The following is a 25252-nucleotide window of genomic DNA, read 5'->3' on the forward strand; positions in this document are numbered from 1 at the left end:
TTGGGGATAGCATGAGACGATTTCTGACGACGCTGATGATTCTTCTGGTCGTGCTGGTGGCTGGCTTTTCTGCGTTAGTACTGTTGGTGAATCCGAATGATTTCCGCGCGTATATGGTCAAGCAGGTTGCCGCACGTAGTGGGTATCAGCTGCAGTTGGATGGGCCCCTGCGTTGGCACGTATGGCCGCAACTGAGTATCCTCTCAGGGCGAGTGGTGTTAACGGCTGAAGGTGCCAGCGAACCTCTGGTTCGTGCCGACAATATGCGTCTTGACGTTGCGTTATGGCCGCTGTTGAGCCACCAGCTCAGCGTGAAGCAGGTGATGCTCAAAGGCGCAGTGATTCAACTGACCCCGCAAACTGAGGCGGTACGCGGCAAAGATGCACCTGTTGCCCCAAAAGACAATATGTTGCCCGATCTGGCGGAAGACAAAGGATGGTCGTTTGATATCGCCCGTTTGCGCGTTGCCGACAGTGTTCTGGTATTCCAGCATGAAGACGATGAACAAGTTACCGTTCGTGATATTCGTCTGGAGATGGAACAAGATAGCCAGCACCGCGGCACGTTTGATTTTTCCGGGCGTGTGAACCGCGATCAGCGCGATCTCGCGTTATCCTTTAACGGTACGGTCGATGCCTCCGATTATCCGCACAACTTATCTGCGAATATCGAGCAGTTAAGCTGGCAATTGCAGGGGGCCGATTTGCCGCCGCAGGGGATCAACGGTCAGGGACATCTTCAGGCGCAATGGCTGGAAGAGAAAAAACAGCTTTCGTTTAGCCAGATAAATTTGACCGCCAATGACTCTTCGTTCTCCGGGCAAGCGCACGTATCCTTGTTGGAAAAACCGGAATGGGCCGTCGACCTGAAATTTGGTCAGCTCAATCTGGATAACCTGCTCGTACAGCATGACGCAGCGGCGACAGCAAAAGGTGACGTTCAGCAAGGTCAGAGTCAGTCAACGCTGGCGCGCCCCGTCATTGCTTCCCAGGTTGATGCCGTTTCGTATCAGGGACTCAAGGGTTTTTCGGCAGACATCGCTTTGCAGGCTGACAAAGTGCTGTGGCGGAAAATGGCGTTTGAGAATGTTTCGGCAAAAATAGACAACCAGTTCGGCTTACTGAACATTGCGCAGTTGCAGGGAAAAAGTGATGGCGGGCTGATCTCACTGCCCGGCACGCTGGATGCCAGAAAGGGAGAACCGCGAGCGGTCTTTCATCCGCGCCTGGAAGGTGTGGAAATTGGCACGATTCTGAAGGCCTTTGATTACCCCATCGCACTCACCGGCAAGCTGTCGCTGGCGGGAGATTTTTCCGGCTCAGATATTGATGCCCAGGCGTTTCGCCATAGCTGGCAAGGGCAGGCCCATGTCGAAATGAACGATACGCGAATGGAAGGGATGAACTTCCAGCAGATGATTCAACAGGCTGTAGAACGCAGCGGTGGGGATGTTAAATCTCAGCAAAACCTCGATAACGTGACCCGCTTGGATCATTTTGTAACCGATATGACGCTGGATAACGGTGAGGTGACGCTGGATAACATGGCAGGGGAGTCCGCGATGTTGGCGCTAACCGGCAAAGGAACGTTAGATCTGGTGAAGCAGAATTGCGACACGCTGTTTAACATTCGCGTGCTGGGCGGTTGGGATGGCGAAAGTAAGTTGATTAGTTTCCTGAAGGCCACCCCGGTTCCTCTCAGGGTCTATGGCCAGTGGCAATCACTGAACTACAGTCTGCAAGTTGATCAGCTTTTGCGTAAGCATCTGCAGGATGAAGCAAAACGTCGTCTGAATGACTGGGCAGATCGCAATAAAGATTCCCGAAACGGCAAAGATGTTAAAAAGTTGCTGGATAAGCTCTGATTCATATTGCCGGATGGTGGCTAATGCCCCATCCGGCTCGTGACTTACACCTCGTAATCCATCTCTTCTTCACTGTGTAGCGGTATCAGCTGGACCTTTTGCACGCGATGATTTTCCACCTGCAGGGTTTTTAGCCGATAGTCGCCAACCTGGACTTCCTCCCCGGTTTTCGGGATGCGCTGCAAATACTCCATTAACAGTCCGGCAATGGTGTGATACTCACGCTTATCGTCTAACGGGATAGGCACGTACTGCACCAGGTCTTCCAGTGGCATATGTCCGTTAGCGGTCCACGAACCATCGGCGTTTTTCTGAATATCATGACGGGCGTCGATTTCCTCTACCTCGTTTGGCAGATTGCCGGCGATGGTTTCCATCACATCACTCAGCGTCACAATCCCTTCGACGGAACCAAATTCATCGGCTACAAACGCGAAATGCGTCCGGGCATTACGGAACTGCTCAAGCGCCGGAAGCAGCGGCAAGGTCTCCGGGAACACCAGCGGCTGGCGAATCAAGACGCGCAGGTCGAGCGGTTCGCCGCGCAGAGACTGTTGCAGTAAATCGATGACATGCACCACGCCCAACAGTTCCTCCTGCTCGTCTTCGCCAGTGACCACCAGACGCGTATGCTGGTTTTTTTCCAGTAAGGCGCGGATTTCTGCTTCGGGCGCATTGAGGTCGATATGTTCAATATCATGGCGCGAGGTCATGATACTGCTGACGGTACGCTGATTGAAGTTCAGCACACGTTCAATCATCCGCCGCTCCTGTGGCGCAAAAATCTGACCTTCATGATGATCCGCCAGCATCGCTGCGGTTTCGGCATCCAGTTCGGCATCTTCTTTTTGCCCGCTCAGCAGCCGCATTACCGCCTCGGCGGTGCGCTGGCGCAGAGTATGGTTGGCTGAGAGGAAGCGACGACGGTTAAAGATAGCCAACTGGTTCAATGCTTCGATCATGACAGAGAAGCCGATGGCCGCGTACAGGTAACCTTTCGGGATATGGAAACCAAACCCTTCGGCCACCAGACTGAAACCAATCATCAGCAGGAAGCTCAGACACAGAATAACAATAGTTGGATGGCTGTTAACAAAGCGCGTCAGCGACTTGCTGGCCAGCAACATCAGGCTGATGGCAATAATGACTGCCGCCATCATCACCGCCAGGTGATCGACCATGCCAACAGCGGTAATGACGGAATCCAGAGAGAAGATGGCGTCCAGCACCACGATCTGCGCGACCACACCCCAGAACTTAGCGCCTTTACGCTGGGTGGGGTTATCGCTGTCTTTCCCTTCCAGCCGTTCGTTGAGCTCCATAGTGGCTTTAAACAGTAGGAAGAAACCACCGAACAGCATGATCAGATCGCGGGCGCTGAAGCTGAGATCGCGAATGCTGAACAGCGGCGTGGTCAGCGTTACCAGCCAGGATATTGATGCCAGCAGCAGCAGGCGCATAACCATTGCCAGCAGTAGCCCTGTAATACGCGCCTTATCCCGCTGGGCAGGAGGTAGTTTCTCCGCGAGGATGGCAATAAAAACAAGATTATCAATGCCAAGAACAAGTTCGATCACGATTAACGTGACCAGTCCGGCCCAGATTGACGGATCGGCAATCCATTCCATAGTAAATGCTATACCCATAGTTGTATGACAATTGTCACAATTCGATCATGGGTAAAACTGGCGAAAAATGCAATGGCGAGAAGGGATTTCTCTGTCGGTTATATCAGAACTGATGCAGGATAATAGCCTTAATGTAACTACAGGAAATGATTTTATTAATCTAAATATATTTAGGAAATATCGCAGGTGGAATATTTCTATATCAATATTGTCAATATCAATAAAATCCTAAAAATATATAAAACCGACGCTTAATATTAATCTTAAAAGCCAGGTGTCGGCGGTTTGTTATCTTGCCTGATATTCGCATAGCTGCAACAATTCTTGCGGTAATAATCAAAAGATAAATATTTCCTCATCAATCAGTGGCGCCACTCCCGATTCGTTAACGCTGTAAATGTGATGAAAATAAAGGAGAGGATAAAAATTTAAATTAATCAGTGCATTGGTAGCTAGTGAAGCCAGGGGCGGTAGCGTGTCTGGTCGCCTGAAACAAGCCTAAATTATTCTGTCAAGAGACCGTAGATGAATTCATTTTTTTTAGGACTGATGCCAGTTAAATTCCATTTCAATTAACGGCAAGGTAAATACGTACAGGCGAAGTCGCTATTTAGATTGCATGTGATAAATACTCTGCCAAAGTGATAAATAATCAATGATGAAATCCAAACTTAAATTGATGCCAGTATTGGTATCGGTGATCTTGATAAACGGTTGTACCGTGCTTCCGGGCAGCAATATGTCTACGATGGGCAAAGATGTGATTAAACAGCAGGACGCTGATTTTGATATCGATCGCATGGTGAATGTTTATCCACTCACGCCACGGCTGGTCGAACAATTACGTCCTCGACCAAATGTTGCCCAGCCAAATATGTCGCTGGACCAGGAGATTTCCGGATATCAGTACCGGGTCGGCCCGGGGGATGTCCTGAATGTGACCGTCTGGGACCATCCTGAACTCACCACGCCAGCTGGGCAGTACCGTAGCTCAAGCGATACCGGCAACTGGGTGCAGCCTGATGGCACCATGTTTTACCCCTACATCGGCAAAGTCAGCGTGGTAGGGAAAACGTTGGCAGAGATTCGTAGTGATATTACCGGGCGCTTAGCGAAGTACATTGCTGACCCGCAGGTGGACGTTAATATCGCCGCTTTCCGCTCGCAGAAGGCCTATGTCTCCGGGCAGGTGAACAAATCCGGCCAGCAGGCCATCACCAACGTGCCGCTTACCGTTCTTGATGCCATTAACGCCGCAGGCGGTCTCACCGAGGCAGCAGACTGGCGCAACGTTGTGCTGACTCATAAAGGGCAGGAGCAACGTATTTCACTGCAAGCGCTGATGCAAAATGGCGACCTGAGCCAGAATCGCCTGCTCTATCCTGGCGACATTCTGTTTGTTCCGCGTAATGACGATCTGAAAGTCTTCGTAATGGGGGAAGTGAAAAAACAGAGCACCCTCAAAATGGACTTCAGCGGCATGACGCTCACCGAAGCGCTGGGCAATGCCGAAGGTATCGACCTGACCACCTCCAACGCCAGCGGCATTTTCGTTATTCGACCATTGAAAGGCGAGGGCGGGAACAACGGCAAGATCGCCAATATCTATCAGCTTGATATGTCCGATGCGACGTCGCTGGTGATGGCAACATCATTCCGACTCCAGCCATACGATGTGGTGTACGTCACTACCGCGCCGGTTGCTCGCTGGAACCGTTTGATCAATCAGTTGCTGCCGACTATTAGCGGTGTTCGCTATATGACGGACACGGCCAGCGACCTTCACAACTGGTAATCATCATGTTTAACAAAATCTTAGTTGTCTGTGTGGGGAACATTTGTCGTTCCCCGACGGCAGAGCGCTTGTTAAGGCAATTTCATCCGGCGTTAACGGTCTCTTCAGCCGGTCTTGGGGCGCTGGTGGGGAAAGGCGCGGATCCGTGTGCTATTAGCGTGGCGCAGGCGCACAACCTGTCACTGGATAATCATTGTGCCCGGCAGATCTCGGGACGAATGTGCCGGGAGTATGACCTGATCCTGACCATGGAAAAGCGCCATATCTCTGCCCTGTGTGAAATGGTGCCGGAGATGCGCGGCAAAGTGATGCTTTTTGGGCACTGGGACAGCGAGCGCGAAATTCCCGATCCGTATCGTAAAAGCCGTGATGCGTTTGACGCGGTGTACGCATTACTTGAACGGTCTGCCCGCCAATGGGCTCAGGCACTGAACGCAGAGCAGGGAAAACAATGACAGAAAAAGTTAAACAGTCTGCTGCGCCGGTAACGGGCAATGATGAAATCGATATTGGTCGTCTGGTTGCAACGGTGGTGGAAGCCCGCTGGTGGGTATTAGGCATTACCACGGCTTTTGCATTGTGTGCCGCGGTCTACACGCTGTTCGCCACACCCATCTACAGTGCGGACGCGCTGGTGCAAATTGAGCAAAATACCGGAAATTCACTGGTGCAGGATATTGGCTCGGCGTTGTCGAACAAACCGCCGGCCTCGGAAGCGGAAATTCAGCTCATCCAGTCGCGTCTGGTATTAGGGAAAACGGTAGACGATCTTAACCTCGATATCGCCGTTACCAAAGATACATTCCCTATTTTTGGCGCGGGCTGGGACCGGCTGATGGGCCGCCAGAACGAAACGGTTAATGTGACCACCTTCACGCTGCCAAAGGCAATGAATGAACAGACCTTCACGCTCAATGTGCTGAATGACAAAAGCTATCAACTGGTGAGTGACGGGGGTTTTAGTGCCCGGGGGCAAGTCGGCAAGGTGTTGGAACACGATGGCGTGACGATGCTGGTTGAGGCGATTCATGCCAGCCCGGAGAGCCAATTTACCGTCAGCAAATTCTCCACGCTGGGCATGATAAACACCCTGCAAAATAACCTGATGGTGACGGAAACGGGCAAAGACACCGGCGTATTGAGCCTGACGTTTACCGGCGAAGACCGCGAGCAAATCCGCCAGATCCTCGACAGTATTACCCGCAACTATCTGCAACAAAACGTGGAACGTAAATCCGAAGAGGCCGCCAAAAGTCTGGCGTTTCTGGCAAAGCAACTGCCTGAGGTACGTAACCGGCTTGACGTTGCTGAAAACAAGTTGAACGCCTTTCGTCAGGATAAAGACTCCGTGGATTTGCCGCTGGAAGCCAAAGCGGTGCTGGATTCGATGGTGAATATCGATGCGCAACTGAATGAACTGACCTTTAAAGAAGCGGAGATTTCCAAGCTTTTCACCAAAGCGCATCCGGCGTACCGCACGCTGCTGGAAAAACGCCAGGCGCTGGAAGATGAGAAAAGTAAGCTGAACGGGCGCGTAACGGCGATGCCGAAAACGCAGCAGGAAATTGTTCGTCTGACGCGTGATGTGGAGTCCGGTCAGCAGGTCTATATGCAGTTGCTGAACAAGCAACAGGAACTGAAGATTACCGAGGCCAGTACGGTTGGCGATGTGCGCATTGTCGATCCCGCGATTGCCCAGCCTGGCGTGCTGAAGCCGAAAACGGCGCTGATTATTCTCGGCAGTATCATTCTCGGTTTGATGCTTTCCGTGGTGGGCGTACTGCTGCGTTCTCTGTTTAATCGCGGTATTGAAAGCCCGCAGGCGCTGGAAGAGCATGGTATCAGCGTGTATGCCAGTATTCCGTTGTCTGAATGGCAAAAAGCGCGTGATAACGTTCAGACCATTAAAGGTGTGAAACGCTACAAGCAAAGCCAGCTGTTGGCCGTGGGTAATCCAACGGATCTCGCCATAGAAGCGGTACGTAGCCTGCGTACCAGTCTGCACTTTGCCATGATGCAGGCGCGTAACAACGTATTGATGCTGACCGGCGTCAGCCCGTCGATTGGTAAAACGTTTGTATGCGCCAACCTGGCGGCAGTCATCAGCCAGACCAACAAACGCGTGCTGTTGATCGACTGCGATATGCGCAAAGGCTATACCCACGAACTGCTGGGGACCAATAACGTCAACGGCCTGTCTGAGATCCTGATTGGCAAGGGGGATATCTCATCCAGCGCCAAACCGACATCGATTCCGCATTTTGATCTGATCCCTCGCGGTCAAATCCCTCCCAATCCTTCCGAGCTGTTGATGAGCGAGCGTTTTGGCGAACTGATTGCCTGGGCCAGCTCGCACTATGACCTGGTGTTGATTGACACCCCACCAATTCTGGCGGTGACCGACGCGGCGATTGTTGGCCGTCATGTCGGCACCACGCTGATGGTGGCGCGTTATGCGGTCAACACGCTGAAAGAGGTGGAAACCAGCCTGAGTCGCTTCGAGCAAAACGGCATTCAGGTGAAAGGGGTGATCCTCAACTCGATCTTCCGCCGTGCCAGCGGGTATCAGGATTACGGCTACTACGAATACGAATACACGTCGGATGCGAAATAAATCACCAACCCTGCCGGATGCGGCGAAAACGCCTTATCCGGCCTACAAAAGCGTATCTATCCGGAAACGAAAATGACGACAGAAAACCCGCTAATTTCAATTTATATGCCAACCTGGAACCGCCAGCAGCTGGCCATTCGGGCGATTAAATCGGTGTTGCGCCAGGACTATCCTCACTGGGAGATGATCATTGTGGATGATTGCTCTTCCTCATATGAGCAGTTGCAGCAGTTTGTTGAGGAACTCAACGATCCGCGCGTGTCGTATACGCATAATTCCACCAACTCTGGGGCCTGCGCGGTGCGTAATCAGGCCATTATGCAGGCCAACGGGCAATACATTACGGGGATTGATGATGATGATGAATGGACGCCGAACCGCCTGAGCGTGTTCCTGCAGTATCGGCATCAACTGGTCACACGGGCGTTTCTGTATGCCAATGACTATGTCTGTGAGGGCGAAGTGTATTCGCAGCCGACCAGTCTGCCGCTCTATCCGAAGTCCGTTTATTCACGCCGCAGGTTTTATAAGCGCAACATCATCGGTAATCAGGTATTTACCTGGGCATGGCGGTTTAAAGCATGCCTGTTCGATACCACGCTGAAAGCGGCGCAGGATTACGACATCTTCCTGCGCATGGTGGTGGCGTATGGCAAACCGTGGAAGGTCAAAGAGGCGACGCAGATCCTGCATGTGAATCACGGCGAGATGCGTATTACCTCATCGCCGAATAAATTCTCCGGCTACTTTCAGTTTTACCGCAAGCACAAAGGCAAATTTGACCGGGCCAGCAAGAAATATCAGCTGTTTACCCTCTATCAGATCCGCAACAAACGGATGAACTGGCGCACGCTGCTGACGCTGCTTTCTGTTCGCAACAGTAAGCGTCTGGCCGACGGACTGCGAGGACGCTAATTATGCTGGAAGATTTACGCGCGAACGGCTGGAGTCTGCGCCCCTGCTGCATGGTGGCGGCCTATCGGATTGCCCATTTTTGCTCCGTCTGGCGTAAAAAAAATATCATAAACAACCTGTGGGCTGCCCCGGTGCTGGTGATGTATCGCCTTATCACTGAATGCCTGTTTGGCTATGAAATTCAGGCCGCAGCATCTATCGGCCGCCGTTTCACCATCCATCATGGCTATGGCGTAGTGATCAATAAAAACGTGGTGGCGGGGGATGATTTTACCCTACGCCACGGCGTCACTATCGGCAATCTTGGTGCCAACGATCCATCTTGTCCGGTCATCGGTAACGGCGTTGAGTTGGGGGCCAATGTCACTCTGCTCGGCGACGTTGCTATTGGCGATAACGTGACGATTGGCGCCGGGAGCGTTGTGGTGGATAGCGTTCCGGAGAATACGCTGGTGGTGGGCGAGAAGGCACGGGTGAAGGTAATAAAATGAAGATATTACAGTTTAATGTGCGACTCGCAGAAGGTGGGGCGGCAGGCGTGGCGTTAGATTTGCATCTTCGCGCGCTGGAGAAAGGGTTGTCGTCGCGATTTGTCTATGGCTATGGCAAAGGTGGTAAAAAAAGCGCCAGTCATGCGAATTACCCGCAGGTTATCAAATATACGCCGCGCCTGACGTCGGCGGCGAATATTGCGCTATTTCGTTTCGCGAACCGCGACATGTTTGGCAATCTCAACAAGTTATATCGTGAAGTTACCCGCACCTGCGGCCCGCTGGTACTGCATTTTCACGTGTTGCACAGCTACTGGTTGAACCTGGAAGAGGTGGTGACCTTTTGCCAAAAAGTGAAGGCGCATAAACCGGATATCACCTTCGTCTGGACGCTGCACGATCACTGGAGCGTGACCGGGCGCTGTGCCTTTACCGATGGCTGCGAAGGCTGGAAAACGGGCTGTCAGAAATGCCCAACGCTCAGCAACTATCCGCCGGTAAAAGTCGATAAAGCCCATCAGCAGTTGCCCGGTAAGCGGCAGATGTTTCGCGCCATGCTGGCGCTGGGTTGCCAGTTTATCTCGCCCAGTCAACATGTGGCCGACGCATTCAACAGCCTGTATGGTGTGGGACGCTGCCGCATTATCAATAATGGCATTGATGTGGCAACTGAAGCCATTCTTGCCGAACTACCCGCGATGCCTGCGGAGAGCGGTCGGCCGAAAATTGCCGTGGTGGCTCATGACCTGCGCTATGACGGCAAAACCAGTCAACAACTGGTGCGAGCGATTACCGCGCTTGAGGACAAAATTGAGCTGCATACCTTCGGCAAATTTTCGCCATTTGCGGGAGATAACGTCATCAACCACGGTTTTGAGAGCGACAAGCGCGCGTTGATGAGTGCGCTTAACCGGATGGATGGACTGGTGTTCAGCTCCCGTGTCGATAACTACCCGCTGATTCTGTGTGAAGCGCTTTCCATCGGCGTACCGGTAATTGCCACGCACAGCGATGCCGCGCAGGAAGTGCTGGCCAAATCAGGCGGCAAAACGTTCAGCGAAGCGGACGTATTGCAGCTGGTGCAGCTGAAAAAATCAGACATTGCGCAGGCGGTATTTGACACGTCCCTTACCGCGTTCAGTCAACGCAGTCGGGTGGCATACAGTGGGCAACAGATGCTGGAGGAATATGTCTCGTTCTATCAGAATCTGTAGCTATCTGGTGCTACCGCTGCTTTATCTGCTGGTTAACGTCAAACTCGCCCAGCTTGGCGAGAGCTTCCCGATAACTATCGTCACCTTCTTACCCGTTCTGCTGTTGCTGTTTGTCGAGCGCATCAATATCAAAAAATTAATGATCGCACTGGGGGTAGGGGGCGGGCTGACGGCGTTTAACTACCTGTTCGGTCAATCACTGGATGCCAGTAAGTACGTAACGTCAGCGATGCTGTTTGTTTATACCGTGGTGATCATTGGCATGGTGTGGAGTATTCGCTTCAAAACCATTTCACCGCATAACTACGCTAAGATCTTGCGGTTTTTCTGGCTGGTAGTGGGACTGGTGGTGGGGTTAGCTGCGGTTGAAATGGCGCAGATAATTCTCAGCGGCGGCAGCAGTTTAATGGAAGTTATTTCGAAATATCTTATTTACAGTAACAGCTATGTTCTGAACTTTATTAAGTTTGGTGGGAAACGTACCACTGCGCTCTATTTCGAACCGGCATTCTTCGCTCTGGCGTTAATCTCAATTTGGCTCAGTATCAAACAGTTTGGTATCAAAACACCTAAGTCCGATGCTATGATTCTGGCAGGGATAATATTATCAGGATCGTTTTCAGGAGTAATGACGTTTATTTTGTTTTATCTCCTGGAGTGGGCGTTCCAGTACCTGAATAAGGATGCGATAAAAAAGAAGCTACCGCTGGCGATAATCTCATTAAGCGTGTTTTTAGTTGGGGTGATATTTGCTTTTCCGTACATCGCAACGCGGCTTGGTGATTTAGGGACTGAAGGTTCGTCATCGTATTATCGTATCGTAGGGCCATTAGTGATGGTCGGTTATTCGTTACTGAACGTTGATGGCGTAGTGAGATTTGGCTCACTTTATGAATACGTTGCGTCATTCGGAATTTTTAACAGTGCAGATGTCGGTAAAACAATAGACAATGGTTTGTATCTGCTGATTATTTATTTTTCATGGTTCGCGGTGATATTAGCCCTGTGGTACATGGGGAAGGTCATGAAAATGATGATCAATGCGTTTGGCGATAATCAGAATTATCGGGTGCAGCTTTATCTTTTTACACCGTTGTCACTGTTTTTTACAGGTTCAGTATTTAGTCCGGAATACGCATTTTTAATTGTGTGTCCGTTTATATTGCGCAAGGCGCTGAATATCGCGAGGTAACTCACATGCTGCTCAGTATCATTACCGTCGCCTTTCGCAATCTGGAAGGGATCGTCAAAACTCACGCATCGCTGGCACATCTGGCGCAAGCGGGTAATATCAGTTTTGAGTGGATTGTTGTTGATGGCGGCTCCTCGGATGGTACGTCGGCGTTTCTTGAAGGGCTTAGTGGGGAACACCGGTTACGGTTTGTCAGCGAGCCGGATAACGGCATCTATGATGCGATGAACAAAGGCATCGCGATGGCGCGCGGGCGGTTTGCACTGTTCCTCAACTCCGGGGATATTCTGCATGCGGATGCGGCACATTTTATCCGCCAGCTAAAAATGCAGAGCGACCAAACCATGGTCATTGGCGATGCGTTGCTGGATTTCGGCAATGGCAACAAAATTAAGCGCCGGGCAAAACCAGGTTGGTATATTTATCACAGCCTGCCCGCCAGTCATCAGGCGATATTCTTTCCGCTCTCAGGGCTGAATGTCTGGCATTATGATTTGCAATATAAAATATCGTCTGATTACGCGTTGGCAGCCCAATTATACAAGTCCGGTTACGCTTTTAAAAAGCTGAGCGGGTTGGTATCGGAGTTTTCTATGGGCGGAGTGTCAACGACGAATAATCTGGAATTGTGTCGGGATGCAAAAAAAGTACAGCGCCAGATATTACACATGCCAGGTTTTTGGACCGGTTTGTCAGAATATTTACGTCTGCGCACAACCGGCAAAACAAAAACCTTATATGGGAAAACGTAAGGGCATATTATGCAGGACTTAAGCGGATTTAAAGTGCCTGGAGGTTTTCGCGGTGGTGGTGCTATTAAAGTGCAATTATGGTGGGCGGTGCAAGCAACATTATTTCGCTGGTCACCACAGATCATGTATCGCTGGCGTGCATTTTTATTACGAATGTTTGGCGCAAAAATAGGAAAAAACGTAGTCATTCGGCCTTCAGTAAAAATTACTTATCCGTGGAAATTAACCCTGGGAGATTATGCCTGGGTGGGTGACGACGCGGTTTTATATACGTTAGGTGATATTACGATTGGCGCCCATGCGGTTATTTCGCAAAAAAGTTATTTATGCACCGGGAGTCATGATTATGCCAGTCAACATTTTGATATTAACGCCACGCCGATTGTGGTTGGCGCTAAATGCTGGCTGGCGACAGATGTCTTTGTCGCGCCTGGCGTGACGATTGGCGATGGCACCGTCGTTGGAGCACGAAGCAGCGTATTTAAATCGCTGCCAGCAAATGTCATTTGTCGGGGAAATCCCGCAGTAGTCACGCGCGAACGCGTCGAGAAAGTTACTCCCTGAGGGGATCACTGAAGAGGTTATAACATGTCAAAAGTCGCTCTCATTACTGGCGTAACCGGGCAGGATGGTTCTTACCTGGCAGAACTCCTGCTGGAAAAAGGGTACGAAGTACACGGTATTAAGCGTCGCGCTTCATCATTCAACACCGAACGTGTGGACCACATCTACCAGGATCCGCATTCAGGCAATCCCAAATTCCATCTGCACTATGGTGATTTGACGGATTCATCCAACCTGACCCGTATTTTAAAAGAGGTCCAACCGGATGAGGTCTATAACCTGGGCGCCATGAGTCACGTCGCGGTGTCGTTTGATTCACCGGAATACACCGCAGATGTTGATGCGATCGGCACCTTGCGTTTGCTGGAGGCGATCCGCTTCCTTGGTCTGGAAAAAAAGACCCGTTTTTATCAGGCGTCCACCTCTGAGCTGTACGGTCTGGTACAGGAAATCCCGCAGAAAGAGAGCACGCCGTTCTATCCGCGTTCACCGTATGCCGTTGCCAAGCTGTACGCCTACTGGATCACCGTCAACTACCGTGAATCCTACGGGATGTATGCCTGTAACGGCATTCTGTTCAACCACGAATCTCCGCGCCGCGGCGAAACCTTTGTCACTCGCAAAATTACCCGGGCGATCGCCAACATCGCTCAGGGGCTGGAGTCTTGCCTGTACCTGGGCAACATGGATTCACTGCGCGACTGGGGGCATGCCAAAGATTACGTCAGGATGCAGTGGATGATGCTGCAGCAGGATAAGCCGGAAGATTTCGTGATTGCCACCGGCGTGCAGTTTTCCGTGCGCCAATTCGTGGAAATGGCGGCCGCTCAGCTGGGGATTAAATTGCGCTTTGAAGGCGAGGGCGTGAATGAGAAAGGCATCGTGGTTTCTGTGACCGGACACGATGCGCCGGGGGTGAAACCCGGGGATGTCATGATTGCCGTTGACCCGCGCTACTTCCGTCCGGCTGAGGTGGAAACGCTGCTGGGCGATCCGGCCAAAGCACATGAAAAACTGGGCTGGAAACCGGAAATCACACTGCGCCAGATGATCTCGGAAATGGTTGCCAACGATCTTGATGCGGCGAAGAAACATTCCCTGCTCAAGTCGCACGGTTACGAGGTCGCCATCGCGCTGGAGTACTGAGGATGAAGACACAACGTATTTTTGTGGCGGGCCATCGCGGGATGGTGGGGGCCGCCATCGTCAGACAACTGGCTCAGCGAGATAACGTAGAACTGGTGCTGCGTACCCGCGACCAGCTTAATCTGCTGGACGCCGGTGCGGTGCAGGCGTTCTTTGCCGCTGAACGTATTGACCAGGTTTATCTGGCGGCGGCAAAAGTGGGGGGGATTGTGGCGAACAATACTTATCCTGCTGATTTTATTTATGAAAATATGATGATTGAGAGCAACATTATTCATGCAGCGCATCTGCATAACGTGAATAAACTGTTGTTCCTCGGGTCATCCTGTATTTATCCCAAGCAAGCTACCCAGCCAATCGCCGAAAGTGAACTCTTGCAGGGGGCACTTGAACCGACCAATGAGCCGTATGCGATTGCCAAAATTGCCGGTATCAAGCTGTGCGAATCGTATAACCGACAGTATGGCCGTGATTATCGCTCGGTGATGCCGACCAATCTGTACGGGCCGCATGACAACTTTCATCCGAGCAATTCGCATGTGATCCCGGCGCTGCTGCGCCGCTTTCACGAAGCCTGCGAGCAAAATGCGCCGGATGTGGTGGTGTGGGGAAGCGGGACGCCAATGCGTGAATTTCTGCATGTCGACGATATGGCTGCGGCCAGTATCCACGTGATGGAGCTGGCTCAGGAAGTGTTGCAGGAATATACCCAACCAATGCTGTCGCATATCAACGTGGGCACCGGTGTGGACTGCACCATCCGTGAACTGGCCCAGACTATCGCGCAGGCCGTGGGTTACAAGGGGCGCGTGGTGTTTGACGCCAGCAAACCGGACGGCACGCCGCGCAAATTGCTCGATGTTACGCGTCTGCATCAGTTGGGCTGGTATCACGAGATATCTCTGGAAGCGGGGCTTGCCAGTACATATCAGTGGTTCCTTGAAAACCAGCACCGTTACCGGGGGTAAGCATGTTTTTACGTCATGAGGATTTTGCCACCGTTGTACGTTCAACTCCGCTGATTTCCATCGATTTGATCGTGGAAAACGCCCAGGGCGAATTTTTGCTTGGCAAGCGCCTCAATCGTCCGGCGCAGGGGTACTGGTTCGTGCCCGGCGGTCGGGTGCAAAAAGATGAACCGCTGCGCGCGGCCTTTGAGCGGCTGACTGACGCTGAGCTGGGGTTACGTTTACCGCTGTCCGCTGCAGAGTTTTACGGGGTCTGGCAGCACTTCTATGACGACAACTTTTCCGGGGAAGATTTCTCAACGCATTACATCGTGCTGGGATTTCGTCTGCGGGTGTCGGAAAACGACCTGCAACTGCCTGACGTTCAACATGACGCGTACCGCTGGCTGGCAATTGAAGAGATTCTGACCAGTGACCACGTGCACGACAACAGCCGGGCTTACTTCTGTGAGAAGAGTCAGGCCGGAGTACCCGGGCTATGAAGATCCTTGTGTATGGCATCAACTATTCGCCGGAGTTGACCGGTATCGGTAAATACACCGGTGAAATGGTGGAGTGGATGGCGCAACAGGGGCATGACGTACGGGTGATCACTGCGCCGCCTTATTATCCGCAGTGGAAGGTCAACGGTCGCTATTCATCCTGGCGCTATCGTCGTGAAGAGGGCGATGCCATCGTCTGGCGTTGTCCGCTGTATGTGCCTGAGCAGCCTTCTACGCTCAAGCGCTTGCTGCATCTAGGCAGTTTCGCCCTGAGCAGTTTCTTCCCGCTGCTGGCGCAGCGTCGCTGGAAGCCGGATCGCATCATTGGGGTAGTGCCGACGCTGTTTTGTACGCCGGGCATGCGCCTGCTGGCGAAGCTGTCCGGGGCGCGCACGCTGCTGCATATTCAGGATTACGAAGTCGATGCCATGCTGGGGCTTGGCATGGCGGGCAAAGGCAAGCGTGGCGCGGTGGCAAAACTGGCCAGCGCCTTTGAGCGCAGTGGGCTGTTGAATATGGACCATATTTCGACCATTTCTCGCTCAATGATGAATAAAGCGCAGGAGAAGGGCGTTGATGCACAGAAGGTCATTTTCTTTCCGAACTGGTCAGAAGTAGCACGTTTTCGTGACGTGAACGATGCCGATGCTCTGGCGTTGCGCCAGCAACTGGGCTTGCCTGATGATAAAAAAATCATTCTCTACTCAGGCAATATCGGTGAAAAGCAAGGGCTGGAGAGTGTGATCGACGCAGCGGCCCTGTTGAGCGAACAGCCCTGGCTGTTTGTGATTGTCGGGCAGGGCGGAGGTAAAGCACGGCTGGAGAGTATGTCTGGCGAACGCGGCCTGAACAATGTGATCTTCTTTCCGCTGCAATCTTATGATGCGCTGCCTGCGCTGCTCAAGATGGCGGACTGTCATCTGGTTGTACAAAAGCGCGGTGCGGCGGATGCCGTATTGCCCTCCAAACTGACCAATATCCTCGCCGTTGGCGGTAACGCTGTGATTACCGCCGAACCTGAGACCGAGTTGGGTCAGCTGTGTGACGCTCACCCAGGCATCGCGGTGTGTGTCGAGCCTGAATCAGTGAGTGCGCTGGTTGGCGGGATTCAACAGGCGTTAACCATGCCAAAGATTAACACGGTGGCACGTGAGTATGCCGAACGCACGTTGGATAAAGAAAACGTGCTGAGCCAATTTATTGCAGATATTCGGGGTACATGATGAGTCAAAACAAACTCTTTCCGGTGGTGATGGCCGGTGGCTCGGGTAGCCGTTTATGGCCTCTGTCCCGCGTACTATATCCAAAGCAGTTTCTGTGCCTGAAAGGCGATCTCACCATGCTGCAGACAACGATCTGTCGTCTGAACGGCGTGGAGTGCGAAAGCCCGGTGGTTATCTGTAATGAACAACACCGTTTCATCGTAGCGGAACAGCTACGACAACTGCACAAGCTGACTGAGAATATTATTCTCGAACCCGCCGGGCGCAATACTGCACCGGCGATAGCGCTGGCCGCGCTGGCGGCAAAACGTCAAAGTCCGGGGGAAGATCCGCTGCTGTTGGTATTGGCGGCCGATCACATGATTGCCGATGAAGAGGCATTTCGAGAGGCGGTTCGTAATGCAATGCCCTATGCCAGCGCGGGTAAGCTGGTGACGTTTGGCATCGTGCCGGACCAGCCGGAGACCGGCTATGGCTATATACGTCGCGGCGAGGTTTCGCCATCCAATACCGACGCCGTGGCTTTTGAGGTGGCGCAGTTTGTTGAAAAGCCCAATCTGGAAACCGCGCAGGCTTACGCGGCGAGCGGCGACTATTACTGGAACAGCGGCATGTTTCTGTTCCGGGCCGGGCGTTATCTGGAAGAACTGAAAAAATATCGCCCCGACATTCTTGAGGCCTGCGAAAACGCCATGAGTACGGTTGATCCCGATCTCGATTTTATCCGCGTTGATGAACAGGCGTTTCTCGCCTGCCCGGAAGAGTCTGTGGACTATGCGGTAATGGAACGTACGGCCGATGCGGTGGTGATGCCCATGAACGCAGGCTGGAGCGATGTTGGCTCCTGGTCATCGCTGTGGGAAATCAGCGCCCATACCGCTGAAGGTAATGTGCATCATGGTGACGTCATTAGCCATAAAACGGAAAACAGCTACGTGTATGCCGAATCTGGCCTGGTGACGACCGTCGGGGTGAAGGATCTGGTGGTGGTGCAGACCAAAGATGCGGTGCTGATCGCCGATCGCAACGCGGTGCAGGACGTCAAAAAAGTGGTGGAGCAAATTAAAGCTGACGGACGACATGAACACCATATTCACCGTGAAGTTTACCGTCCATGGGGCAAGTACGACTCTATTGATGCCGGAGACCGTTACCAGGTGAAGCGGATTACCGTTAAACCCGGTGAGGGATTGTCCGTGCAGATGCATCATCACCGGGCTGAACACTGGGTTGTGGTGGCTGGTACCGCGAAGGTGACAATCAATGACGACATCAAACTGCTCGCTGAAAACGAGTCTGTCTATATTCCGCTGGGGGCGACCCATTGTCTGGAGAACCCGGGGAAAATCCCGCTCGATCTGATTGAAGTGCGCTCCGGATCTTACCTCGATGAGGATGATGTGGTGCGGTTTGCGGACAGATACGGGCGTACCTGATGCCGGATGCGCTGCGCTTATCCAGCCTACAACACCGTAGGCCCGATAAGCGAAGCGCGCCGGAAAATGCATTTAACACTCATTAAAAGGCTCATTAAGAGTCAGGGCCTCCTGTTGCCTGAAGAAGGGTAAATCATGACGAAATTAACCTGTTTCAAAGCCTACGATATTCGCGGCAGGCTGGGCGAAGAGCTGAATGAAGATATCGCGTGGCGCATTGGCCGCGCTTACGGCGAGTACCTGAAGCCAAAAACGATTGTCCTCGGCGGTGACGTGCGCCTGACCAGCGAGACGCTAAAGCTGGCGCTGGCGAAAGGACTGCAGGATGCGGGCGTGGATGTGCTGGATATTGGCATGTCGGGCACCGAAGAGATTTACTTCGCCACCTTCCACCTGGGCATTGATGGCGGTATTGAAGTCACCGCCAGCCATAATCCGATGGATTACAACGGCATGAAGCTGGTGCGGGAAGGGGCACGGCCCATCAGCGGTGATACCGGTCTGCGCGACGTGCAGCGCCTGGCGGAAGCCAATGACTTCCCGGCGATTGATGAGACAAAACGTGGCCGCTACCAGCGCATTACTACCCGTGATGCCTACATTGACCACCTGCTGGGTTACATCAATCCCGCCAACCTGAAACCGATGAAGCTGGTGCTCAACTCCGGCAACGGCGCGGCAGGTCCGGTGGTTGACGCCATTGAAGTCCGTTTCAAGGCGCTGGGCGTGCCGGTCGAGTTCATCAAAATTCACAACACGCCGGATGGCAACTTCCCCAACGGTATTCCCAATCCTCTGCTGCCGGAATGCCGGGCCGACACGCGCCATGCAGTGATTGAACACGGCGCGGATATGGGGATTGCCTTCGACGGTGATTTTGACCGCTGCTTCCTGTTCGATGAAAAAGGTCAGTTCATTGAGGGTTACTACATTGTCGGCCTGCTGGCGGAAGCGTTTCTGGAGAAGAATCCGGGGGCGAAAATTATCCACGACCCACGCCTGTCCTGGAACACCGTGGATGTGGTGACGGCGGCAGGCGGTAAACCGGTGATGTCAAAAACCGGGCACGCGTTTATCAAAGAGCGGATGCGCCACGAAGATGCCATTTATGGTGGCGAAATGAGCGCGCACCACTATTTCCGCGATTTTGCCTATTGCGACAGCGGAATGATCCCGTGGCTGCTGGTGGCGGAGCTGCTGTGTCTGAAAGGACAGTCGCTGGGCGAGCTGGTCCGCGACCGGATGGTGGCCTATCCGGCGAGCGGAGAAATAAACAGTACGCTGGCAGAGCCGACGGCAGCGATTGCGCGCGTGGAGCAGCATTTTTCCCGTGAGGCGTTGTCGGTGGACAGAACGGACGGTATCAGCATGTCGTTTGTCGACTGGCGCTTCAATTTACGCTCATCCAATACCGAACCGGTGGTGCGCCTGAACGTGGAATCGCGCGGAGATATTCCGTTGATGGAAGCGCGAACGCGCACTCTTCTGGCGTTACTGAATCAGTAATGCTGGTGCTTCCTTTGCCCGATTCTGGGCAAAGGGTGACTAACAGGAACCACGATGACACATCTAAAGAAGCGCGAACGCGCCAAAACCAATGCGTCGTTAATTTCGATGGTGCAACGCTTTTCAGATATCACCATCATGTTTGGCGGGTTGTGGGTAATCTGCGAATTAAGCGGTTTGCCTTTCCTGTACATGCACCTGCTGGTGGCGTTGATCACGCTGGTCGTTTTTCAGATGCTCGGTGGCATAACGGATTTTTATCGCTCCTGGCGCGGTGTCAAAATTTCCACTGAGCTGGTGCTGTTGCTGCAAAACTGGACGCTGAGCCTGATTTTTTGCGCAGGTCTGATCGCCTTTAATAACGATTTTGATAACCGTCTCGCCGTCTGGCTGGCGTGGTATCTGCTATCCAGCGTTGGCCTGGTGTTGTGCCGTTCGTTTATTCGCTACGGCGCGGGATGGCTGCGTAATCGCGGGTATAACACGCGCCGGGTGGCGGTGGCAGGGGACCTGCCCGCCGGACAAATGCTATTGGACAGCTTTCGCCATGAACCGTGGCTGGGGTTTGAAGTGGCGGGGGTCTATCACGATCCTATCCCTGGAAAAAACTCCCGTGACTGGGCCGGTAATCTGCAACAGCTGGTGGACGACGCCAAAGCCTCACGTATTCATAACGTTTATATCGCCATGTCGATGAGCGATGGCGCCAGCGTCAAAAAACTGGTTCGCGCGCTGGCCGACACTACCTGCTCAGTGATCCTTATTCCTGATGTCTTTACATTCAACATTCTGCATTCACGGATTGAAGAGATGAACGGCGTTCCGGTGGTGCCGCTGTATGACACGCCGCTCTCGGGGATCAATCGCCTGTTGAAACGCGCGGAAGATATCGTGCTGGCTTCGCTGATCCTGCTGCTTATTTCTCCGGTGCTGTGTGGCATAGCGCTACTGGTAAAACTGACCTCCAAAGGACCGGTGATTTTCCGCCAGACCCGTTATGGCATGGACGGAAAACCGATCAAAGTCTGGAAATTTCGCTCGATGAAAGTGATGGAAAACGACGCGGTTGTGACGCAGGCGACGCAAAACGATCCGCGCGTTACCCCTGTGGGGAATTTCCTGCGCCGAACGTCGCTCGATGAACTGCCGCAGTTTATTAACGTGCTGACCGGGGGCATGTCTATTGTCGGGCCACGCCCGCATGCGGTAGCGCATAACGAACAGTACCGCCAGCTTATCGAGGGGTACATGTTACGCCATAAGGTGAAACCGGGTATTACCGGCTGGGCGCAAATCAACGGCTGGCGCGGTGAAACCGATACGCTGGAAAAAATGGAAAAACGTGTGGAGTTTGACCTCGAATACATTCGCGAGTGGAGCGTGTGGTTCGATATCAAAATTGTTTTTCTGACGGTATTCAAAGGCTTTGTCAACAAAGCGGCGTATTAACATGAGCTTACGAGAAAAAACGCTGAACGGCGCAAAGTGGTCGGCGATTGCCACGGTGATCATCATTGGTCTGGGTCTTATCCAGATGACCGTACTGGCACGGATTATTGATAACCACCAGTTCGGGTTGTTAACCGTGGCGCTGGTGATCATCGCGCTGGCCGATACGTTGTCTGACTTTGGTATTGCCAACTCAATTATTCAGCGCAAAGAGATTGGCTATCTTGAACTGACCACGCTGTACTGGCTCAACGTGGGGCTGGGTATCGTGGTATGCGTAGCGATGTTTTTGCTGAGCGAGACGATTGCCAGCGTACTTAATAACCCAGAACTGGCACCGCTCATCAAAACGTTATCGCTGGCGTTTGTGGTGATACCGCACGGGCAGCAGTTTCGTGCGCTGATGCAAAAAGAGCTGGCCTTCAACAAAATTGGCATGATTGAAACCAGTTCGGTACTGGCCGGTTTTACCTTTACCGTAGTCAGCGCCCATTTCTGGCCGCTCGCACTGACGGCCATTCTCGGGTACCTGGTAAACAGTACGCTACGTACGCTGCTGTTCGGCTATTTTGGTCGCCGGATTTACCGTCCGGGGCTGCATTTTTCGCTGGCATCCGTTTCGTCGAATCTGCGTTTTGGTGCGTGGCTGACGGCAGACAGCATCATCAATTACATCAATACCAACCTTTCCACGCTGGTTTTAGCCCGCACGTTGGGAGCTGGCGTGGCGGGCGGATTCAATCTCGCCTGGAATGTGGCGGTTGTCCCCCCGATCAAACTGAACCCGATTATCACCCGCGTGCTGTTTCCGGCGTTTGCCAAAATCCAGGACGACAGTGAAAAGCTGCGAGTGAATTTTTACAAGCTGCTGTCGGTGGTTGGGATTTTCAACTTCCCGGCGCTGCTGGGACTGATGGTGGTGTCGAATAACGTGGTGCCGCTGGTATTCGGTGAGAAGTGGAACGGCATTATCCCCATCCTGCAACTGCTGTGCATTGTTGGGCTGCTGCGCTCGGTGGGGAATCCAATCGGTTCACTGCTGATGGCGAAAGCGCGGGTCGATATCAGCTTTAAATTCAATGTGTTCAAAACCTTTCTGTTTATTCCCGCCATTTTCATCGGTGGACATCTGGCCGGGGCAATTGGCGTGACGCTGGGCTTTTTGCTGGTCCAGGTGATTAACACAGTCCTCAGCTATTTCGTGATGATTAAACCTGTTCTTGGCCCCAGCTACCGCCAGTACATGCTCAGTCTTTGGCTGCCGTTGTATCTCTCCTTGCCAACCCTTGTGGTGAGCTATGCGCTGGGCGTAATGCTGCATGGGCAACTGTCGTTGGGCGTGTTGTTGGGGAGCCAGATAGCGGCAGGGGCACTGGCGTTTGCGCTAATGATGGTGCTGTCGCGTCATCCGCTGGTGGTGGAAATAAAACGCCAGCTCTGTCGCAGTGAAAAAATGAAAACCTTGCTCCGTGCAGGATAAGAACAACGCTTTAAGAGGTCATAATGAAACTATTAATTTTGGGCAACCATACCTGCGGGAACCGAGGGGATAGCGCGATCCTGCGCGGTTTGCTGGATGCCATTAACGCGTTGCGTCCTGAGACTGAAGTGGATGTTATGAGCCGCTACCCGGTGAGCTCTTCGTGGTTGCTGAACCGCCCGGTTATGGGCGATCCGCTGTATTCGCAGATGAAGCAACACAACAACGCAGCGGGTGTTATGGGGCGCGTGAAGAAGGTGCTGCGTCGTCGCTATCAGCACCAGGTACTGCTCTCGCGTGTTACCGACTCCGGTAATCTGCGCAATATAGCTATCGCACAGGGCTTTACCGATTTTGTTCGTTTGTTGTCGCGCTATGACGCCATCATCCAGGTCGGCGGATCGTTCTTTGTCGATCTGTATGGTGTGCCGCAGTTTGAACATGCGTTGTGTTCGTTTATGGCGAAAAAACCGTTGTACATGATTGGTCACAGCGTGGGGCCATTCCAGGATGAGCAGTTTAATCAACTGGCGAACTACGTGTTTGGCCACTGTAATGCATTGATTTTACGTGAATCCGTCAGTCTGGATCTGATGAAACGCAGCGCAATTACCACGGATAAAGTCGAAACAGGCGTGGATACGGCCTGGCTTGTCGACAATCATCATGAGGATTTTGAGCCAGGTTATGCGGTACAGCACTGGTTAGACATGGCGGCTAAACAGAAGACAGTTGCCATTACATTGCGCGAGCTGGCTCCTTTTGATAAGCGTCTGGGGACAACGCAGCAGGCCTATGAGCAAGCCTTTGCCGGCGTGGTGAACCGCATCCTTGATGAAGGTTACCAGGTGATAGCGCTGTCAACCTGCACTGGTATTGATAGTTACAACAAAGATGATCGCATGGTGGCGTTAAACCTGCGCCAGTATGTTAACGATTCGTCCCGATATCACGTGGTGATGGATGAACTTAACGATCTGGAGATGGGGAAGATTCTGGGGGCATGCGATCTGACGGTGGGTACTCGGTTGCACTCGGCCATCATCTCGATGAATTTTATGACGCCGGCCATCGCCATTAACTACGAGCATAAATCGGCAGGGATCATGCAACAGTTGGGGTTGCCGGAGATGGCTGTCGATATTCGTCATCTGCTCGATGGCAGTCTGGAAGGAAAGGTCGCCGATACCCTCGGACAGTTACCTGATCTGAACATACGACTTGGGGACGCTGTGACACGCGAACGCGAACGCGGGGTACGCATGGTGCAGTCGGTTTTAACGCGTATTGAGGGGGAAAAATGAAGATTGGTTTTTTCCTGCTTAAATTTCCGCTCTCTTCTGAGACCTTTGTACTCAATCAGATAACCGCATTTATTGATATGGGCTACGACGTGGAGATTGTCGCTTTGCAGAAGGGCGATCTTGAAAATACGCATGCCTCATTTAATACCTACCGTCTGGGGGAAAAAACGCGCTGGTTGCTGAATGAACCGGAAAGCAAACTGGCGAAGCTGAAATATAGGGCGGCGGCGGCTCTGCACGGTCTCACCCGCGCAGCGACCTGGAAAGCGCTTAATGTTGCACACTATGGCGACGAGGCACGCAATCTGATTTTGGCGGCCATTTGCGGTGGGAATCCGCGGGCGTTTGAAGCGGATGTCTTTATTGCTCATTTTGGGCCAGCAGGCGTAACGGCCGCTAAGCTGCGTGAGCTTGGGATGATCCGCGGAAAAATCGCCACGGTATTTCACGGCGTCGATGTTTCGCATCGGGATGTGCTTACCCGCTATACCCCTGAGTATCAGCAGCTGTTTCAACGTGGAGATTTGATGTTACCCATCAGCAATCTCTGGGCCGGACGTTTAAAAAACATGGGATGCCCGCCGCAAAAAATCGCGGTTTCGCGTATGGGTATCGACATGACGCGTTTTACCCCTCGCCAACTGAAAGCACAAGCTGCACCGCTGGAAATTATCTCTGTCGCCCGGTTAACCGAGAAAAAAGGACTGCACGTCGCCATCGAAGCTTGTCGTCAGTTAAAAGAGCAGGGCGTCTCATTTCGTTATCGCATCCTGGGTATCGGCCCTTGGGAGCGACGTTTACGCACACTGATCGAGCAATATCAACTCGATGACGTGATTGAGATGCCCGGCTTTAAGCCCAGCCATCAGGTAAAGGAGATGCTTGAACAGGCGGATGTATTTTTACTGCCGTCGATTACCGGAAGAGACGGCGATATGGAGGGGATCCCGGTGGCGCTGATGGAGGCGATGGCGGTAGGTATCCCGGTAATTTCTACCGTTCACAGCGGGATCCCTGAGCTGGTCGAGTCGGGCAAGTCTGGCTGGCTGGCACCGGAAAACGATGCGCAGGCACTGGCAGAGAGATTAGCGGCATTTAGCCTACTCGACAGTGAGCAGGTACAACCGATTGTGCAGTGCGCGCGCGAAAAAATTGAAACTGAATTTAATCAGTTAGCGATCAATAAACAGTTAGCCAGTCTGCTGCAAACGATGTAAATCGAGGTTGT

21 protein-coding genes are annotated in these 25252 nt (G+C 52.6%); 20 read left to right on the top strand and 1 reads right to left on the bottom strand.

Annotation, left to right across the window (positions count from 1 at the left end; genetic code table 11):
• The first annotated feature begins 11 nt into the window (after window positions 1-11).
• Entirely contained in the window at window positions 12-1865 is a 1854-nt protein-coding gene (gene asmA, locus GHC22_RS08550; protein WP_048215954.1) for an outer membrane assembly protein AsmA, read from the top strand.
• 44 nt (window positions 1866-1909) lie between these two features.
• Here the strand turns inward: asmA and GHC22_RS08555 are convergent, their stop codons facing one another.
• Window positions 1910-3493, bottom strand: coding sequence for a TerC family protein (locus GHC22_RS08555; protein WP_032943936.1), 1584 nt, complete (start codon window positions 3491-3493; stop codon window positions 1910-1912).
• Between the two features lie 655 nt (window positions 3494-4148).
• Between GHC22_RS08555 and GHC22_RS08560 the strand changes: the two genes are divergently transcribed.
• The 19 genes from GHC22_RS08560 (at window position 4149) to wcaL (ending at window position 25241) form a co-directional block, all read left to right on the top strand.
• Window positions 4149-5288, top strand: a complete 1140-nt coding sequence (locus GHC22_RS08560) for a polysaccharide export protein (RefSeq protein WP_003834266.1) — start codon at window positions 4149-4151, stop codon at window positions 5286-5288.
• A 5-nt stretch (window positions 5289-5293) separates the two neighbouring features.
• The gene (wzb, locus tag GHC22_RS08565) at window positions 5294-5743 is read left to right on the top strand and encodes a low molecular weight protein-tyrosine-phosphatase Wzb (RefSeq protein WP_032949610.1); all 450 of its coding nucleotides are present in this window, start codon (window positions 5294-5296) and stop codon (window positions 5741-5743) included.
• Window positions 5740-7902, top strand: coding sequence for a tyrosine-protein kinase Wzc (wzc, locus tag GHC22_RS08570; protein WP_103285528.1), 2163 nt, complete (start codon window positions 5740-5742; stop codon window positions 7900-7902). Before wzb ends, wzc begins: the two co-directional genes overlap by 4 nt.
• A 72-nt stretch (window positions 7903-7974) precedes the next feature.
• Window positions 7975-8817 carry a colanic acid biosynthesis glycosyltransferase WcaA gene (gene wcaA / locus GHC22_RS08575; RefSeq protein ID WP_000206145.1) on the top strand — a complete coding sequence of 281 codons (843 nt, stop codon included), beginning with the start codon at window positions 7975-7977 and terminating at the stop codon, window positions 8815-8817.
• Window positions 8818-8819: 2 nt separating this feature from the next.
• Window positions 8820-9308 (top strand): colanic acid biosynthesis acetyltransferase WcaB, encoded by a 489-nt coding sequence (wcaB, locus tag GHC22_RS08580; protein WP_153752679.1) that lies wholly within the window; start codon window positions 8820-8822, stop codon window positions 9306-9308.
• A complete protein-coding gene (wcaC, locus tag GHC22_RS08585) occupies window positions 9305-10522 on the top strand; it encodes a colanic acid biosynthesis glycosyltransferase WcaC (RefSeq protein WP_153752681.1) in 1218 nt (405 codons plus the stop codon). Before wcaB ends, wcaC begins: the two co-directional genes overlap by 4 nt.
• Window positions 10497-11714, top strand: coding sequence for a colanic acid polymerase WcaD (gene wcaD / locus GHC22_RS08590; protein WP_153752683.1), 1218 nt, complete (start codon window positions 10497-10499; stop codon window positions 11712-11714). The genes wcaC and wcaD overlap by 26 nt, the downstream gene beginning before the upstream one ends.
• 5 nt (window positions 11715-11719) lie before the next feature.
• A complete protein-coding gene (gene wcaE, locus GHC22_RS08595; RefSeq protein ID WP_153752685.1) occupies window positions 11720-12466 on the top strand; it encodes a colanic acid biosynthesis glycosyltransferase WcaE in 747 nt (248 codons plus the stop codon).
• A 9-nt stretch (window positions 12467-12475) separates the two neighbouring features.
• Complete coding sequence (wcaF, locus tag GHC22_RS08600; protein ID WP_153752687.1) at window positions 12476-13030, top strand: colanic acid biosynthesis acetyltransferase WcaF; 555 nt, start codon at window positions 12476-12478, stop codon at window positions 13028-13030.
• Window positions 13031-13054: 24 nt separating this feature from the next.
• Window positions 13055-14176: a GDP-mannose 4,6-dehydratase gene (gene gmd / locus GHC22_RS08605; protein WP_100272155.1), complete on the top strand. Its 1122-nt coding sequence runs from the start codon at window positions 13055-13057 to the stop codon at window positions 14174-14176.
• A gap of 2 nt (window positions 14177-14178) precedes the next feature.
• Window positions 14179-15144, top strand: coding sequence for a GDP-L-fucose synthase (locus GHC22_RS08610; RefSeq protein ID WP_153752689.1), 966 nt, complete (start codon window positions 14179-14181; stop codon window positions 15142-15144).
• Between the two features lie 2 nt (window positions 15145-15146).
• Window positions 15147-15626: a GDP-mannose mannosyl hydrolase gene (locus tag GHC22_RS08615; RefSeq protein ID WP_048224447.1), complete on the top strand. Its 480-nt coding sequence runs from the start codon at window positions 15147-15149 to the stop codon at window positions 15624-15626.
• The gene (gene wcaI, locus GHC22_RS08620) at window positions 15623-16849 is read left to right on the top strand and encodes a colanic acid biosynthesis fucosyltransferase WcaI (RefSeq protein WP_125362649.1); all 1227 of its coding nucleotides are present in this window, start codon (window positions 15623-15625) and stop codon (window positions 16847-16849) included. Before GHC22_RS08615 ends, wcaI begins: the two co-directional genes overlap by 4 nt.
• The gene (cpsB, locus tag GHC22_RS08625; protein WP_153753968.1) at window positions 16849-18285 is read left to right on the top strand and encodes a mannose-1-phosphate guanyltransferase; all 1437 of its coding nucleotides are present in this window, start codon (window positions 16849-16851) and stop codon (window positions 18283-18285) included. Before wcaI ends, cpsB begins: the two co-directional genes overlap by 1 nt.
• Window positions 18286-18420: 135 nt before the next feature.
• Window positions 18421-19791, top strand: coding sequence for a colanic acid biosynthesis phosphomannomutase CpsG (cpsG, locus tag GHC22_RS08630; protein WP_153752691.1), 1371 nt, complete (start codon window positions 18421-18423; stop codon window positions 19789-19791).
• A 54-nt stretch (window positions 19792-19845) separates the two neighbouring features.
• Window positions 19846-21240, top strand: a complete 1395-nt coding sequence (wcaJ, locus tag GHC22_RS08635) for an undecaprenyl-phosphate glucose phosphotransferase (RefSeq protein ID WP_057067823.1) — start codon at window positions 19846-19848, stop codon at window positions 21238-21240.
• Between the two features lies 1 nt (window position 21241).
• A complete protein-coding gene (wzxC, locus tag GHC22_RS08640) occupies window positions 21242-22720 on the top strand; it encodes a colanic acid undecaprenyl disphosphate flippase WzxC (RefSeq protein ID WP_057067821.1) in 1479 nt (492 codons plus the stop codon).
• 23 nt (window positions 22721-22743) lie between these two features.
• Window positions 22744-24024 carry a colanic acid biosynthesis pyruvyl transferase WcaK gene (wcaK, locus tag GHC22_RS08645; protein ID WP_057067819.1) on the top strand — a complete coding sequence of 427 codons (1281 nt, stop codon included), beginning with the start codon at window positions 22744-22746 and terminating at the stop codon, window positions 24022-24024.
• A complete protein-coding gene (wcaL, locus tag GHC22_RS08650; RefSeq protein WP_153752692.1) occupies window positions 24021-25241 on the top strand; it encodes a colanic acid biosynthesis glycosyltransferase WcaL in 1221 nt (406 codons plus the stop codon). The genes wcaK and wcaL overlap by 4 nt, the downstream gene beginning before the upstream one ends.
• Window positions 25242-25252: the final 11 nt, after the last annotated feature.

The sequence above is a fragment of the Citrobacter sp. H12-3-2 genome (assembly GCF_009649895.1).
Classification (GTDB): Bacteria; Pseudomonadota; Gammaproteobacteria; order Enterobacterales; family Enterobacteriaceae; genus Citrobacter; species Citrobacter portucalensis.